16 protein-coding genes, 1 tRNA gene and 1 pseudogene are annotated in these 16,460 nt (G+C 63.2%); 1 reads left to right on the forward strand and 17 read right to left on the reverse strand.

The annotated features are described in order from the left end of the window. Positions 1-73: 73 nt before the first annotated feature. A tRNA-Ser gene (locus Q7S96_01400) sits at positions 74-161 on the reverse strand. A 106-nt stretch (positions 162-267) separates the two neighbouring features. Here Q7S96_01400 and Q7S96_01405 point away from each other — a divergent pair. Beyond that, entirely contained in the window at positions 268-603 is a 336-nt protein-coding gene (locus Q7S96_01405) for a hypothetical protein (GenBank protein ID MDO8462917.1), read from the forward strand. A gap of 50 nt (positions 604-653) precedes the next feature. Here the strand turns inward: Q7S96_01405 and Q7S96_01410 are convergent, their stop codons facing one another. From Q7S96_01410 to Q7S96_01485, 16 genes and pseudogenes are all read right to left on the reverse strand, one after another. Continuing rightward, positions 654-1,022 carry a MerC domain-containing protein gene (locus Q7S96_01410; GenBank protein ID MDO8462918.1) on the reverse strand — a complete coding sequence of 123 codons (369 nt, stop codon included), beginning with the start codon at positions 1,020-1,022 and terminating at the stop codon, positions 654-656. A 1-nt stretch (position 1,023) separates the two neighbouring features. Next, positions 1,024-1,434, reverse strand: coding sequence for a cupredoxin domain-containing protein (locus tag Q7S96_01415; protein ID MDO8462919.1), 411 nt, complete (start codon positions 1,432-1,434; stop codon positions 1,024-1,026). A 96-nt stretch (positions 1,435-1,530) separates the two neighbouring features. Continuing rightward, entirely contained in the window at positions 1,531-2,286 is a 756-nt protein-coding gene (locus Q7S96_01420) for a hypothetical protein (GenBank protein MDO8462920.1), read from the reverse strand. Positions 2,287-2,320: 34 nt separating this feature from the next. Beyond that, positions 2,321-4,558 (reverse strand): annotated as a pseudogene (locus Q7S96_01425) (heavy metal translocating P-type ATPase). Between the two features lie 21 nt (positions 4,559-4,579). Next, positions 4,580-5,071 carry a DUF411 domain-containing protein gene (locus Q7S96_01430; protein MDO8462921.1) on the reverse strand — a complete coding sequence of 164 codons (492 nt, stop codon included), beginning with the start codon at positions 5,069-5,071 and terminating at the stop codon, positions 4,580-4,582. Between the two features lie 85 nt (positions 5,072-5,156). After that, entirely contained in the window at positions 5,157-5,525 is a 369-nt protein-coding gene (locus Q7S96_01435) for a hypothetical protein (protein MDO8462922.1), read from the reverse strand. Next, complete coding sequence (locus Q7S96_01440) at positions 5,486-5,977, reverse strand: vitamin K epoxide reductase family protein (GenBank protein ID MDO8462923.1); 492 nt, start codon at positions 5,975-5,977, stop codon at positions 5,486-5,488. Before Q7S96_01440 ends, Q7S96_01435 begins: the two co-directional genes overlap by 40 nt. Further along, positions 5,967-6,350, reverse strand: coding sequence for a hypothetical protein (locus tag Q7S96_01445; GenBank protein MDO8462924.1), 384 nt, complete (start codon positions 6,348-6,350; stop codon positions 5,967-5,969). The genes Q7S96_01440 and Q7S96_01445 overlap by 11 nt, the downstream gene beginning before the upstream one ends. Positions 6,351-6,417: 67 nt before the next feature. After that, entirely contained in the window at positions 6,418-7,404 is a 987-nt protein-coding gene (locus Q7S96_01450; GenBank protein ID MDO8462925.1) for a 3-hydroxyacyl-CoA dehydrogenase NAD-binding domain-containing protein, read from the reverse strand. Positions 7,405-7,414: 10 nt separating this feature from the next. Further along, positions 7,415-7,864, reverse strand: a complete 450-nt coding sequence (locus Q7S96_01455; GenBank protein MDO8462926.1) for a DoxX family protein — start codon at positions 7,862-7,864, stop codon at positions 7,415-7,417. A gap of 31 nt (positions 7,865-7,895) precedes the next feature. After that, positions 7,896-8,909: an FAD-dependent oxidoreductase gene (locus Q7S96_01460; protein MDO8462927.1), complete on the reverse strand. Its 1,014-nt coding sequence runs from the start codon at positions 8,907-8,909 to the stop codon at positions 7,896-7,898. Positions 8,910-8,919: 10 nt separating this feature from the next. Continuing rightward, the gene (locus Q7S96_01465) at positions 8,920-10,416 is read right to left on the reverse strand and encodes a fused MFS/spermidine synthase (protein ID MDO8462928.1); all 1,497 of its coding nucleotides are present in this window, start codon (positions 10,414-10,416) and stop codon (positions 8,920-8,922) included. 3 nt (positions 10,417-10,419) lie between these two features. Further along, complete coding sequence (locus tag Q7S96_01470; GenBank protein MDO8462929.1) at positions 10,420-11,169, reverse strand: prolipoprotein diacylglyceryl transferase; 750 nt, start codon at positions 11,167-11,169, stop codon at positions 10,420-10,422. A gap of 272 nt (positions 11,170-11,441) precedes the next feature. Then, complete coding sequence (locus Q7S96_01475; protein MDO8462930.1) at positions 11,442-12,710, reverse strand: hypothetical protein; 1,269 nt, start codon at positions 12,708-12,710, stop codon at positions 11,442-11,444. Between the two features lie 16 nt (positions 12,711-12,726). Continuing rightward, a complete protein-coding gene (recJ, locus tag Q7S96_01480) occupies positions 12,727-14,526 on the reverse strand; it encodes a single-stranded-DNA-specific exonuclease RecJ (GenBank protein MDO8462931.1) in 1,800 nt (599 codons plus the stop codon). 38 nt (positions 14,527-14,564) lie between these two features. Next, positions 14,565-15,623 carry a reverse transcriptase/maturase family protein gene (locus Q7S96_01485; protein MDO8462932.1) on the reverse strand — a complete coding sequence of 353 codons (1,059 nt, stop codon included), beginning with the start codon at positions 15,621-15,623 and terminating at the stop codon, positions 14,565-14,567. Positions 15,624-16,460 lie beyond the last annotated feature (837 nt).

The following is a 16,460-nucleotide window of genomic DNA, read 5'->3' on the forward strand; positions in this document are numbered from 1 at the left end:
TTTTGGGGGGAATGCAGAACAGACGGCGCTTCGCGCCGACCATATTTTTGGCGGAAATTTGAATTCCGAATTTTGGCGGAGAGGACAGGATTCGAACCTGCGGTACCTTGCGGTACACACGCTTTCCAAGCGTGCTCCTTAAACCACTCGGACACCTCTCCATTTGTCGCCGATCAACCACATCCCTACCCTACCCTGCCATGTTGACGAGATCAACTCCGTGTGGTACACTCGAAAGCAGTTCATTCTGGAAAGGTTGGTGCAACCATGCAGGATACAACGAGCATGCAGCTCCGTGCGCTGCTTCAGCAGCATGGCAGACACATCGCGAAGGTGACGATCGTCCATAAGACACCGGAGCAGGAAGAAATCCCCGTGTCGATCGGATCTAACATCCTGCGTACCGTCATCCTCCTCCAGCTCCAGGATGGAAGGACGGCCGCACGTGGGGAGGGATGGTACCTCCCTCACGTCCTCGCAGAGAACATCCTGAAAGAGCACTTCCGATCCGTGTGCGTCGAGAACGTCGTCCGATACGATCGTGGGCCACATCGCGGTGAACCGTTCGTATTCACCTTCGCCACCTCGACGTTCCGCGCGTAAATCCACCAGCCCCGCTCCGATGACCATCGGAGCGGGGCGTTCTTTTGTGCTCACGCGGTTTTGGGATGCGATACGCGCCGATACGCTTTCCAATCGAGCACCGCGGCGACGAGGAGTCCGCCGCTTGATCCATAGATGAGCCAGGGCTCCAGGAACACCATGCGGCCTGCGATGATGCCCATGGCCGCGATGACGCCGACGATGAACACGTGCTGTTGACGATGGACGAGCGCGGAGCGGTGGAGCGCGATGAGGGAAACGGCAACCGCGATGAGGAGGAGGATGCGCGTCACGGTCGCGTCCGCGAGAAATCCCAAGCCCACGGTTGGCAGGAGCACCGCGAGCGCGGGGATACATGTGGGGCAGAGGACGCCGAACGCTCCTCCGAACGCAGCGCAGGTGGTACCGGTGTTTCGCATATCACCCTTCCACGATGAGACGACCGGAGCCCATGCCCATCGCGCAGGTGAAGCGGAAGGTGCCGGCGCGATCGGGCGTGAACGCGAACGTCGGACGCGCGGTCGTGAACTGCGTCCAGAGGTTGAGATCCGGGATGACGAACGACGTGAAGCATCCACGGAGGGTGGCGAGGTCTGCGGTGATCTCGACGGGGACGCCGCGGCGCACGCGGATCGTCTCCGGAGTGTAATTGCGTCCGTCGTAGCCGAGCGCGACGCGTTGCACCGATCCGTCACCGCGTGGGGCAGCCACCACGGATGTTGCTGCCGATGCGCTCGCGGCGATGCGCTGCCCAATCCCGAGCGCGCTGGCACCGATGACGAGCGCGATCGCGATCATTCCGCTCGTCGTGAAGAACTGTTGGCGTGTCATAGGGTGTATGCGTGATTCTTTCATATGTTTATGCCCCTCCCCCTCTCGCTCCCCCTCCCCATGGATACATGGAGAGGGGGAGGATCAGAGTATGCACTAGGAGAGAAAGAGGAACGAGCGTGGCCCGTACACCATGATGACAATCGTCAACGCGCTCGCGGCGAAACAGGAGACAAAGAACAACGTGAATCCGCTCGCACGAACCACCGCGATCCCGCCCTGTCGTTCGAGGTGCTCGCGATGGATGAGGTACGCGAGGCCGGAAAGGATGATGAGTGCGATGACGAGGAGGAACGGCGTAAACCACGCGATGCGATCGTTGAGGAGCATGACGGAGGTCATCGCGCCCATGACACCGGCCATGAGACCGGCCATGAGCCCCTCCATGCGCGCCATCATCGCGCAGCAGTCGCCGGCAATCCACCCGAGCGCGCACCCGACGAGGACGCCAAAGACGGAGCCGGTGAACATGCCGTTCGTCGCGCCGACGAGGTACCCCGCGAGGAATCCCCCGATCATGCCGAAGGTCATGCCGACCATCATGGCGACCATCTCCGAGAGGTCGCGACGCACCGCTTTGAGGTGCCACATCGCTCCCGCGACCGCGATGGTGCTCACGAGGACGTAGGGAATGGAGGGTGCGACGCGCTGCACTGCACCGGAGATGCCGGAGAGGAGGCCGGTGACCGCGAGGAGCGCGAGGCCGCCGAGGAGGACAAGCGTGCCGAGCATGTAGCGCACCATGCGTTGCTCCGCAGGGTAGTGCGTCGCGTCCCGGAGGCAACAGGTGAGGAACGCGCCATACGACGGCGCGGTTGCACACTGCGAGCAGTGGGGAGTAGGTGAGGGCATAGGAGAGAGGGTAGCGGAGGGGGGAGAACAGAGATCACAGACGGACGCGCTTCAGCCGGAGCGAGTTGAGGACGACGGAGACGGACGAGAACGCCATCGCTCCCGCGGCGAGCATGGGGTTGAGGAGCGTGCCCGTGAACGGGTAGAGGATGCCAGCGGCAACCGGAATGAGGACGACGTTGTACCCGAACGCCCAGAAGAGGTTCTGGATGATGTGCCGGAGCGTCGCGCGGGAGAGCCGGATCGCCTCGACGATCGCCATGAGGTCCCCGCGCATGAGCGTGATACCCGCCGATTCCATCGCGACATCGGTGCCGGTGCCCATCGCGATGCCGACATCCGCCGCTGCGAGTGCCGGTGCGTCGTTGATGCCATCGCCCACCATCGCGACGCGCTTTCCGCCGGCCCGAAGCGCGGCGATCTGCGCGGCCTTGTCCTCCGGCTTCACTTCGGCGAGCACGCGATCCATGCCAAGCTCGCGTGCGATCGCCTGCGCCGTTATCGCATGATCGCCCGTCACCATGATGACCTCGATCTTGAGTTTTCGCAGCGCGGCGATCGCTTCTACCGATGTGGGCTTCAGCGTATCCGCGACTGCGATGAGACCAACCGCTTTCCCGTTTGCGCCGACGTAGAGCGGGGTCTTCCCGTGCTCCGCGAGCGCGTGCGCTTGTTCCTGGAGCGGCGTGATGTCCACGGCGGCACCTTCGAGCAGCGCGGCGTTCCCGAGGAGCACGGTCATTCCGTTCGCTTGACCGCGGAGGCCCTGACCGGCAACTTCCTGGAACTCGGATACCGTCGGCATCGTCGCGCCGGTTCTTGCGACGTGCGCCGTGACTGCCTGCGAGAGTGGGTGCGTGGAACGCGATGCGAGTGCCGCAACCGCGGGGAGGACGGACACGAGATCGCCGACGATGTCTGTCACCGCCGGCGTGCCTCGCGTGAGCGTGCCGGTCTTATCGAGGACGACGATCTCCACCCCGTGGAGGAGTTCCAGTGCGCTCGCATCCTTGATGAGCACCCCGCGTTCCGCACCGCGCCCGATACCGACCATGACTGCCGTGGGTGTCGCAAGGCCGAGCGCGCACGGACATGCGATGATGAGCACCGCAACCATGTTCAGGAGCGCAATGGTGAACGCCGGCGCGGGACCCCACACCCACCACACGATGAACGTGAGAAGCGCGATCGCGAACACCACGGGAACGAAGATGCCGGAAACGCGATCCGCGATGCGCTGAATCGGTGCCTTGGACCCCTGCGCCTCCTGGACGAGCCGGATGATCTGCTGGAGGACGGTGTCCTTGCCCACCTTCGTCGCGCGCATCGTGAAGAGCCCCGAGCGATTCACCGTCGCCCCCACAACATCCGCGCCGATCCCCTTCTCCACCGGCATGGACTCGCCGGTCACCATGGATTCGTCAATGCTCCCCGCGCCTTCGATGATGGTGCCGTCAACGGGGATTTTCTCGCCGGTACGCACGATGATCTCGTCGCCAATCGCCACCGATTCTACGGGGATGTCCTGCTCGACGCCGTTGCGACGGACGCGCGCGGTTCGCGCCTGAAGCCCCATGAGCTTCCGAATCGCCTCACCGGTTCCCGCCTTCGCGCGCGCCTCGAGGTATCGGCCGAGGAGGATGAGCGTGATGATGACCGCCGCCGTGTCGTAGTAGAGGTCGGGTGCGAGTCCGCCGCGCGTGAAGACCTGCGGCGCGAACGTTGCGACGACGGAGTACCCGAATGCGGCGAGTGTTCCCACCGCGATGAGCGTATTCATGTCCGCGGAGCGGTAGCGGACGAGGAGCCAGAGTCCTCGGTAGAACTGCGCGCCAACCCAGAACTGCACGGGGAGCGTCAGGAGGAAGAGGAGCACCGGCTGCGCGAGGAACTCCGCGGTGGAGCTGAGTCCAACAATGCGCAGGAGCTGCGGGAATGCACCGAGCACGATGATGACGGAAAGCACCGCGCCGATGACGAGCTTCCGCGAAAGCGCGCGAAGCTCGGCGGCTTTCCGTTCTCGGAGCATTGCCGTGTGATCGTGTGTGGGAGTTGTCATATTGCACTACTCCACCGGAACGAGTGTGTATCCACCAACGCGTGCAATGGCGCGCCCAAGTTCCTCTGCCGACGCATCGCCCTCCACCGTGGCGGTCTCCGTGGCGAAATTCACGTTCGCCTCCGTCACGCCCGGGACGCTCCGGAGTGCCTTCTCGATCTTCACTACGCAGCTCGCGCAGTGGATTCCTGTAATCTGGTACATCGTTTTCATACTGGTCTATCATTACCATGCTCAAAACTTTCCGAACGGTGTCATGGTGCTGCTCGTGGCGAATGCGTACACGTCGAACGTCGCCGTCTTGGTTCCCGGCATGCCCGGCGATCCGGACGGCATACCGGCAAGGCCGATGCCGCGCACGGCCGGTCGCTCCGCGAGGAGACGGTCAATCGCCTCGACGGGCACATGACCCTCAATAGTATAGCCGGCGATCTCGGCAGTGTGACAGCTCCGACCGGTTGCGGGGACGCCGCGATCGTCCTTGACGGCTGCGAGCTGCGCATCATCAACGGACCGAACCTCGACGGAGTACCCAACGCGCTTGAGGTACGCAATGTAGTTCGCGCAGCACCCGCACGTGGGGGATGTGTACACGATGGCGGTACTCGGCTGCGCGATGACGGCGGCATTCGTGCCATCGCGACGCGTCGCGCCGATAGCCGTGCTGCCAACGACGACCGCGATGATAGCACCGATGCCGAGGAGGATGAGGATGATGCGTTGCATATGGGGTTCAGCTCAAGCATACAAAAACACGGAACGTTCACACGCGCAGCCGACGCGTGAACATCGTTCCGTGCCGGAGAGAACCCTATTCGCGTTTGATGGTCGTGAGGAGCCGATGCGGATCCGGACGCGCGCGGGAGACGGCGAGCTGCGGATGACGCACGAACGCTGCGCCGAAGCACGCGAGGGTGACCGCGAGGAGGAGCATCGGTGCCCACGTTCGCAGCGGCAGGAGCACCGCCGGATCACCACCAACCTGTGCGGCGATGAGGCAGTGTGCAACACACTCCGCGGCAGTCGTCGCGGTACATGCATTCCCCTCGCACGTCGCCATGGACGCGTGCGCCATCGGATGTGTCATGGCACGCGACATCGCTGCCGGTGCGATGCCCGGCAGTCCCAGGAGGAGTACGGCTACGAGGAGGGTGGCGATGTGCTGTCCGCGGGAATCCATACACGCTGAGTATACAATGCGATCGCACAGCCGGCAATCCCCAGGATGATGGCCTGCGACGTGAGGCAGATGAGACACGCGGCACCGATGATGAACAGCTCGATGGCGGTGAGGGCGGCCTGGAAGATGAGTCCGAGAAGCGAGAGGACGAGGAGGAGCGTGACGGCGAAACGAAGTTCCGATGGCGCGCCGGTCGGGGGGTGCTTGTACGCCACGAGCGCGAGTGCCACGAGCGCGAGGAAGCCGACGATGCCGATCGCGGCCACGGGAATGCCGAAGAACTCCGACCACTGGCTCTTGTTCACGATGTCACACGAGAAACGCTCGCTGATGTTGCAGAACGCCGTACCGACCGGCGCGTAGTGCTGCCAGAGGCCGTATCCCGAAACGATGATACCGACACCCGAGAGGGCGACGATAGCCGCGAGCAATCGGCGAGCACTACTCGGCATATGCGCAGCTGGCGGCCTTCGCGAGGGCCTGGAGCGATTGGAGGCCAATGAGGCGGTTGCCGTCCGGGAACACCCATGTGGGGTAGCCCGTGATGCCTGCGGCCTGACACTTGGGCGATTGCGCCTGCGGATTGCCGGGCATCGCGCACTCGATGTAGGTGATGCGTTTGAACGCGCTGCCGAATCGCTTCTTCTGTTCGGCGCAGTTGGGGCACCAGTATGCACCGTACTCCACGATGCCGCGCTCCGTGAGACACATCGCGAGGGCCTCCGTTTCCGGATCAGCGTTCGATCGTTGCGACACGTAGACACCGCCGCTGATGAGAACGACTGCGGCGATGACGCCAATGGTGATGATGCTCGATTGCTTCATAGTGCTTGATGCGTTACTCACGCGCGGGACGATTATTTTTTATCCTTACCACGGCGCATGTCTATTGTCAAGCGTATGCTTCCTCGAGGTACTGCGCAAGCGTGTCACAGGGATCCGCGTGCTCGTGGCAGACGCGCCAAATCATGTTGAGGAGCGGGAGGGTGGTGTGCGTGCACTCGGCCCACGCGTGTGCGACGGCACTCGCCGCGACACCCTCCACGGTCATGCGCGTGAGGAGCGCGGGGATGTCGCAGTCCGCAGAGGCGCAGATCATCTCACCAAATGTCCGATTGCGTCCGGAGGGCGCAAAGCCGGTGGTTACGAGATCGCCGAGCCCCGCGAGGCCGTAGGCGGTCTCCGGACGCGCGCGCACGCGACGGAGCACCGTGACCATCTCCGCGAGTGCACGCTCCATGAGGAGCGCTTTCGTGTTCGTCGCGTACGCCATTCCATCGCACATGCCAAGCCCGATGGCGTAGACGTTCTTGAGTGCCGCCGCCCACGAGATGCCGATGAGGTCGCGCGAGCGTTGCACGGTGAACGTCGGACGCGCGAACGCGCGCTGCCAGAGGCGCGTCGCTGCGAGCGTTCCCGCGATGACCACGGCCGTTGGCGTTCCCGCGACGAACTCGGCGGCAACGGCTGGGCCTGCGAGCCCTGCAACGCTCCCGCGTGCGCGCCCGAGTGTGCGCGCGATGACCGCCGGCAGCGGAGAAAACGACGGCCCGTCAATCCCCTTTGCGACGCAGAGCACGGCAGCACCGCGCGCGAGAAACGGTCGCGCGTCGCGCGCCACGAGTGCCACCGCCGTGGACGGTACCGCGAAGACGACACCGTCAGCACCAACGAGCGCGCCCGCGAGATCGCCAGTCGCGCTGATGCGCTCCGCATCCAGGATAACGTCGGGGAGATACTTCTTTGTCCGATGGTGCGTCGCGATGTCGCGCACGACATCCGACTCCACGGACCACAACCGAACACGATAGTTGTTCGCTGCGAGGAGCGTGGCGAGCGCGCACCCCATGGTGCCAGCCCCGAGGATCGCGACGGTCATAGTGCACTGCTCAACCACTCAGGAGCCAACGGCGCACACCGGAGGACGCGCGGAGCTTGCTATCGAGCCCGTACCACGACCCCGCGCCAACGACGAGGAACGTGAGGAGGAGGAGTGCGTAGATCACGTGCGAATCCATCCAGCCATTCGCCGTATTCTGATCGAAGTGCGCGAAGTAGTACGAGAGCATGACGACGATGCCCCAGAAGCTCGACCACCGCACGGCGACACCGATGATGAGCGCAACGCCGATGAGCGTGAGCCCCCACATGTTGAGCTGATCCACCCACGCCACGCCCGCGAGGGACTGGAAGAGTCCCGCGAACGGCCCCGTCGCACCACGGAGGTAGCCGGCCGCCGACCACCCGCCTTCCGCGAGGAGCTTATCGAGACCCGCACCGAGGAACACCCATCCCATCGCCACGCGGAGGATGGTTATCATGGCAGCCATGGACTTCATACGATGTGCTCGTGAAGAATAGCGAAGAGGACTATGGTAGTACCGCCGGCAACGCTGCTGCAGGAATCGCCACCGCGTGCATCGCGCACGCGATCGCCGCGTGCTCACCGAGATCACGGTACACTGATGTCGCCGCAATCGCGCCCTGGGCGACCGAGGTGACTGTCTGCTTGAACCCCCATGCGGCATCTGCGACATCACCGGCTGCGTACACACCTTCGACGTTCGTTGCCATCGTCTCGGCCTCCACATCAATCTCACCATGCTCGTCCGTCCGCACGCCGAGCGATACCGCGAGCGCGGAGCGCGGAACCGATCCAATGGCGATGAACACTGCGGCAACGTCGAGGCGATCCTCGCCATCCACCGGTTGCTTGAGGTGCACGCCGGAGAGCGGTGGACCACCGAGGTACGCGATGACCTCGTTCTCGTAGAACACGGTCACCTTCCCCGCACGCACGCGCGCGTCGAGGCGATCACGATTGATCGGCTCTGCGCGATCAACGTTATCCTCGCGCGCGATGAGCACGACGCGGCTCGCACCCATGTCCGCGAGCTGATTGGCACTCTTCACCGCGCTATCGCCTCCGCCCACCACTGCCACGGGCTTACCCGCGTACACCGGCCCGTCACAGGTTGGGCAGTAGTGCAGGCCGCGCCGCTCGTACTCCTCCTCCTGCGGGAGTCCGAGTTTCCGGTGCTCCATGCCGGTTGCGAAGATGAGCGTCTTTGCCGCATACGTCGCATCGCCGACCGTCACCGAGAAGCAGTGACGCGCGCCCGTCACCGCAGATGCCTCGCCCTCAATGATCTCCGTGCCCAGCTCCTCGACCGCCTGTTGCCGCATGTTCCGCATGAGCTCGAACCCATCGGCTTGCGGTACGCCCGGGTAGTTCTCGATGACACCCGCGAGTGCCGTGTACCCGCCAAACGTCGGGCCTTCGATGAGGCCCACGGAAAGATTGTACCGACGTGCGTAGATCGCCGCCGCGTACCCCGCAGCACCGCCGCCGATGATGAGGAGGTCGTAGGGTTGTTGTGTCATAGTGTCCAGGTTATGGGCGGAGCATCGCGCCGAGGACCTCGATGTCCGTGGCGAGCTCGATGGGTGCCCAGTCGTCCGTGAACGGTCGGCGGAACGGATCGCGCTCCACGACGGCAAAATGGATACCCGAAGCGAGGGCGTCTGACGCACGCGCATCAATCACGCGATTGCTCGCAAGAACGATGCGGTTCCAACTCCTGGGCGTGCTCCCTATCATGACGTGCGGAAACGCGCTCCGGATGGTCTGCGTGAGCGACGCGAGGAGGCGCGAGTCGTCACGCGGCGCGTTAATGTTGAACGCGGCAATGCCGTCTTCCGCGAGGTGGCGCGCCACGAGCGCGAAGAACTCCTCGCTCACGAGATGTGCCGGAATCGTGAGCTGATCCGTGTAGGCATCTCCCACAATAATATCGTATTGCGCGTCCGTTGTCTGCAAGAAGACACGGCTATCCGCGTGCACCACGGGATAGGCCACGGGTGGTGGTGGGAAATGCGCCCGCGTGAGCGTCGTCACCGCCGGATCAATCTCCACGCCGGTGATGGCGATCTCTCGATCCGGAAACGAAAGCTCCAGGAGATGGCCGATGGTGCCGCCCGCATTGCCGAGGATGAGCACGCGGAGTGCGCGTCCATCGGAAAAGAGCGATGGCATGGCTGCGAGCGCGGTGAAGTACCCACGCGGAATGCTCCCCTCCTCCACCGCGATGGACTGCACGCCGAAACCCTCGTTGAAGATGAGCATGCGCTCGCGCGTGCCGGCCTCGCGCGGGGATGGACGGTCCACGATGCGAAGGTACTGGTAGCGCGACTCGGTGGCGGCGATGACCTCGCCGCCGAAGAACCATGGGAGCGGTGCGTCCGGAACACCGAGGAGCGCGGCCGCGAGCAATACTGCGACGGATGTCCCGCGACGCGCGTGCGGCAAGAGCATCGCACCCACGAGGATGAGCACGACCGACGCAACGATGATCGTGCGCCGCGTCCCGATCGTCGGGAGGAGGACGAGCGCGGGGAGGAACGTCCCCACGAGCGAGCCCACGGTGGAGAGCGCGTAGAGCGATCCCGCGACGCGACCCACCGCATCCTGACCGCTCGCCGCGAGCTGGATGAGGAACGGTGCCACCGTCCCGAGGAGCGCAATCGGAACGGCAAAGAGGAGCGTCACACTGAGGAATGAGCCGAGCGCGAGCGCGGTGAACCCACCGCTGAACGACAACGCATCGAGCACGAGCGATCCCGCGATGGCGCGTGTGGCGAACGCGGGGACGAGGAGGAGGATGCCCGCACCGATGATGATCCCGCCGAGCACACGCACGTGCGGATGCGCAGCCGCGATCCTCCCGCCCGCCCAGTACCCGAGTGCGAGCGCGAGCATGACGATACCGATGACGTTCGTCCACACGATAATGGACGCACCAAAGTGCGGCGCAATCGCGCGTGCCGCCGCCATCTCCGCCATCATGATGGCGGCACCAACGGCAAACGCGGTGAGTCGGTAGCGGAACATACGCTAGCGCGTGCGGCGTACCATCGTCGCCACGGCAACACCCACGAGTACCATGCTCCCGTACTGCGCCGGCGTGAGGCCGAGGTACGTGGTATCACTCACACGGAGGAAGTCGAGGAGGAAGCGACCGATCCCGTAGCACCCCACGATGAACGCGGTGGTAGTGCCGGGTCGCGCATGCAGACGCCGCCGCAGCAACCACGCGACGGCGAAAATCGTGAGCGCGAGCAGCCCATCGAGGAGTCCCATGTCCAACCGCCGCGTTCCATCGGGGAAGGGCACGCAGAGAAACCCATCGCACGGGATGCCCGCGTGGTCGTGGATCGAGAAACACCCGATCCGCCCGATGCACCACCCCAGCGCGAGTGGCAGAAGGAGGAGATCGCTCCAAGCGAGGAGCGAGCGCGTACCCTGACGCGGTCGAACGCGGAGCATGATGATCACGGCGATCACCGCGCCGAGGAAGCCACCGAACGAGGACAATCCACCCTCCCACACCTTCAGCACGTCTATGGGATGCGCGAGGTAGTATGCGGGTTCGTAGAACACCACATGTCCCAACCGCGCACCGATGATACCCGCGACGATCGCCCACATCGCAACGCGCAACACGTGTTCCGGATCCATACCGTACCGTGGTGCGAGCCGTACTGCCAACCACGTGGCCGTCAAAAATCCAACCGCCACAAACAGCCCCCAGATGTTGATGGGGATTGGACCGAGGTGGAATTGCGTGAGATACCAAGACGGCATAGAGCCAGATCACCTAACAACGCTGCGGAGTCGGAATCCATCACCCCCCCCTCTGTCATTGCGAGGCACGAGTCCCCGCCTGCCCGCCGTAGCTCTTGCGAAGGCGGGAGTGCCGTGGCAATCCCGGTCATCACGAGACGGGTGCGTTTTCTTGGAGAGGCGAGCTGGTGCGCGCATGGCCGGGATTGCTTCAGTCGCGGACTCCCTCGCAATGACACGGGTATTGGCGGAAAACCAAAACCAAAATCCAAAACCAAAATCTACACGAGGGCTCAACACGCAAACCGCAGCCGCGAACCCTCAGGCGCATTCCCAGGGTGATCGCGAAACAAGCTCAACCCATCGGCGTCCCAGCGCGCATTCACACACAACCTGTCGGACGCAATGCTCGGGTCTATGACACCAAAGAGCCACGACCAGGTGCCTCCTGGTTTCATCCAGTCATCCAACGGCTCCCCTGTCTTCTCATAGTGCTGTGCAAACAGCACGAGGTATGCGGAAAGAGGTGCGAGGGGGTAGCGGTGGATGACGGCGTCGATCTGGGATTTGTTTGCGATGGTCTCGCCGGTGTTGGGAATGATTTTGTTGTCTGGTGGGTTTTTCTCCCACTTCATGAAGTGGAGAGCGGGGGGAGGGGTCTCATGGGTTTCTTGGTCAATGATCGCGGGGCGCGGGAGCGTGGGGTAGAGGGCGGTGAGGTATGCGATGGCGTGGTCCTTTTCAAAAGTAATGGGGTTGCCGTCTGTATCGTTGAGATCGGTGCGGGTGAGGTCTTGGAGGGTGAGGTTACGGAGTTGGTCGAGGAAGTCGTCGGGGGTGGGGTTTTGACGATCCCAAACCTTGATGTTCTTTTCCCGAATGAGCCGGTCAAAGAGGACGCGGGTGAGGGTGCGGGGGCGATCTCCGAGTGTGGGATCGGAGATCTCATCTTCTGTGAGGTTTTCTCTGCGGGGTGGGGCAACGACGGTCGGGAAATCGGTCTCTCCGCGCTCGATGGAGGCGGTGATGTCTGCGATGCGTTCTCTGGAGAGATGGAGGGTGTTCCGGTCAATGGTGAAGCTGGGATCGTTGTACTGTGTTTGGAAGAATTCCTCTTGGTATTGAATGAGGAATTCAAGTGGATCGGGGGATGTTTCAATACCAGGGAAGGATGCTTTGAGCTCTTCGCTCTTGTTCGTAGTGAGGGAGTCGTGGAGGAAGGGGTTCAGGGTGTTTTTCCAGGATTCGTATGGGAGGTGACCTTCGGGGATGGTGTATGTTCCCTCGGGGATGGTTCCCGTGCGGTATGCCTCGGAGAGGGCGTGGGAGAGGGTGGTGAGGTGGGTGATGCTCGGGAGGTCGCGGGGGGTGGCAGTGGTTCGGAGGGAGGCGACGGCGGTTTCCACCTCATCTATGTTCGTGAGGGGTCCGTGGTGTCCGAGGGAGCGGAACTGGTCTCGGATTTGCTGTTCGAGGTTTTTCACGTAGGAACGGACATCGCGGGGGAGGTTGTCCTTGGCGATGCCGTGGTGGCGTTCGGGGATGGGGGGGTGTTCGAGCATAGGGGGTACAGAGCTTTCACTTTGTACTGGTATGACCGGGATTGCCGCGTCGCGGACTCCTCGCAATGACAGACAAAGTGGGACGGAGATCCACAATCTTCGCCTGGACGTCCCGCCTGCCGTTCCACTCGTTGATCCCGAGCTCGTATACAACATCCACGGTATCACCGATGCGGACATTGGGACAGATGCTCTCGTAGCGGAAGCAGATGAACTGCTGTCGCAGTGTGCCGTCCTGCACGGTGATCCGACCGTGGGCGTTGTCGCGCCCCATCGTGCGCACGTCCGCAACCATGAGGCCGCGCGTCATGAACCGCGGCGTGGGGTTTCCGATGCCATAGGGCTGGAGCATCTCCACATGCTCCACGAGCTCCATCGTGAGGTCCGCGAGTACGAGCTCCGCGTCGATTGCGAGCGTGGGCAGAAGGTCTGCCGGGGTCAGCGTGCGGCGTGCGTACGCTTCAAGGCCTTCGCGGAACGCGAGAATCTGCGCGGCGTCCCGGAGCTTCAACCCGCACGCTTGCGGATGCCCGCCGTAGGAGAGGAGCGTTTGGGAAACGGAGTCCAATGCTTGTACGATGTGAAAATGTGCGATGCTGCGACCTGATCCCGCGACGACGCCACCGAGCGTCGTGAGTGCGATCGCGGGCCGATGGTAGTGCTCCACGAGCCGCGCGGCCACGAGCCCCACGATCCCCTGCGGCCACCAGTCCCCCACCACGACGAGCATGTGGCGATCGCCGAGGTCACCAACCTGCTCGAGTGCCTCCGCGTTCGCGCGCATCACGAGCTGCTGCCGCTCGATATTCGTCGCGTTGAGCCGATCCGCGAGCACCGCGGCCTCCTCGGGATCGTTCGTGCGCAGCAATCGCAACGCCACCGACGCATGGTCAATGCGCCCCGCCGCGTTGATGCGCGGCGCAATCTGGAAGCCAATCGTCCCGGGCGTGATGCGCTCCGGGTTGATACCGGAGACCTCGTAGAGTTTCCGCAACCCCAGGCGTCGCGTCTTTGCGAGTACGACGAGTCCGTACCGGACAATGACACGGTTCTCGCCCGTGAGCGGGCCAAAATCCGCGACGGTCGAAATGGCCGCGGCATCGAGGAGCCATTTCGAGAATCCCTCCGCGAGCGTGTGGTCTCCCCGCTCGGCATCGCGCAGGCAGAGTGCCTCCGCGAGCTTGAACGCCACACCGCCCCCCGTGAGCTGCTTCTCCGGGTATGCCTCGCCGTCCACCTTCGGGTGGAGGATCGCGTGCGCCGGCGGCGGCTGCTGTGTTCCCGCATCATCCGTGGGGATGAGGTGGTGATCGGTGATGATGACATCAATGCCCGATTCGTTCGCCGCTACGACGGTCGCTGCGTTCGCGATGCCACAGTCGCACGTGATGATGACGCGTGCGCCAATCTCGCAGGCGTACGCGAGGCCCGCTTCGCGGAACCCGTACCCGTCCTCCTCGCGATGCGGGATGAAGGTGTCCACCGTGCACCCCAACGCCGCGAGTGTCTCTTCGAGCACCGCCGCACCGGAAACACCGTCCGCATCGTAGTCGCCGTGCACGAGAATCGCCTCGCCACGCTCGCGCGCAGCGAACAGCCGATCCACGGCCTTCGCCATATCGCGGAACAGGAACGGATCGTGTCGGTGCGCGTCGTAGTCGGGATAGAGGAACGCCGCAATGGCATCCTCCTCGCGCACGCCACGCTGGTAGAGGAGCTGCGCCACGACGCGCGGCAACGCCCCGTGCGCCGAGAGGAACGACTGCGGCGCGGGATCGGTGACCACCCACTGTCGCTCTTGGACGACGGTACGCATAGTTTCATCTCCTACGGAGACCTTCTAGTGTATCACGATCAATCAACGCACCGCTCGAGAAGATGCATGAACTCGCGCTCCCGCCCGCTGCGTGCGGTGCGGAGCAACCCATCGTATGAGGCAAATGTCGCATGGAGACGATCGTGTGGAGGATCACCATCGAGCGCCGCAAACACGCGATGATGTATACGACGACGGAGATGTCGCACTGTTGTAGGCCGAAGGACGCGGTGGTGCGGAAAGATACGAAACCCAAGCCAGTCCACGCCGCGTGTCACCGGCACGATGCTCGTTTTCTCCGGAGGCGCGTCGAGACGGAGCGCATCGCGGAGGAACGTACGACCGTGCTGTGCAGCGGCATGGAGGGCAGCGGGATCACGTCCGACGACCACCCAATCATCCATGTACCGCGCATAGTGACGAACATGGAGGTCGTGCGCAACGACACGGTCGAGCTCATGGAGATAGACATTCGCAAAGAGCTGCGATGTGAGGTTACCGAGCGGGATGCCATGCCGACCCTCCCCCTCTCCGCGTCCTCGGGGGGAGGGGGAGCAGGAGGGGGAGGGGTGTCCTGTCTCAAAACTCCGGAGCACCTCGACGCACAAGTACATCCACACTGCAGGTACCCACTGCGCGAGTAGTGCGAGGAGCACGCGGTGATCCACCGACGCGAAGAATCGCCGCACGTCCATGCGCAATGCGAAGCACGACGTGCGGCCACCATCCGAACAGGAGGCGATCCACCGCTGCACGGTCTCCACGGCGGCGAGCACGCCCTTACGCGGTCGAGAGGCGTACGAATGTGGATGGAAGCGTCGCTCAAAGAAAGGGCCGATGGCCGTGACAAGCAGATGATGCACAACCTGATCGCGCACGGACGGCACCGCTATTGCTCTCGGCTTGGGATCACATCGCGTGAACATGCGATAGCGTCCATGCCGATACCGACCCGTCGTGAGATCATGGTACAGTTGTTGCAAATTCGTCTCAAGATCAAATGCGAACGCGGCAACGTCCGCGCGGTGCGACTTCCCACGTGCGAACGAATACCACGCGCGTATCATGTGCTCCCGTGTTATGTCTTCTGATGCCATACCGATCATCACCGCACTGACGCGACTCTGGAATGATTGCTACGATCGCGTCCGACAGTTCCCAAAGCTCGATAAGCACCTCCTGGGCGTGCGGCTCTTGGATGATCTCGATGCGTGCATGGAGCACGCCATACTCGCGTTGCGGAACTCGGACGGACGCACCGCGCATCTCATCGCGTGCAGTGCTGCATTCGATCGCGTAAAAATTCGATTGCGGATTGCGGTACGACGCGGGCTACTTTCCGAGCGTTGGTACGCCGAGCATCTCGACCTACTCGCGGAAATTGGGAAAATGGTTGGCGGATGGCGACGAAGCACCCCCCCCCCCGATCTTCCACAGACACACGCCGCACCTCATGAGGTGCGGCGTGTGTCTTTCCATCGGCGTCGCGAGAGGCGCGCAGACGACCGTTCTCATTCGCATTCCCAGGGTGATTGCGATTCAGGTTCAACCCATCAGTGTTCCAGTTCGCATTCACAGACGGCCTGTCGGACGCACCACCGCACTCCCGTCCGGAGGGATCATATCGCACGCATGCGGCATGTCCTGCCACCACGCACCAACGTGGCCAACGTGTGGGCTCCTGCCCAAGGAGCGCGGGAAGACCCCGTGGATCTTGTAGGCAACACGCGGACCAGAAGCGCCTCGCGCAATTCCGATACTGTACGGTGCTGCATGGATAGCATACACCATACCGGAAAAGTAAAAGTAAAATGCAAAAGTAAAATGTAGGGGTCATCGAGAGGCGCGCAGACGACCGCTCCCATACGCATACCCAGGGCGATCGCGATCCAGGTCCAACCCATCAGCGCTCCAGCCCGCATCCACAGACGGCC

This window comes from bacterium (genome assembly GCA_030647005.1).
Taxonomy (GTDB): Bacteria; Patescibacteriota; Patescibacteriia; order JACPHY01; family JACPHY01; genus JAUSKG01.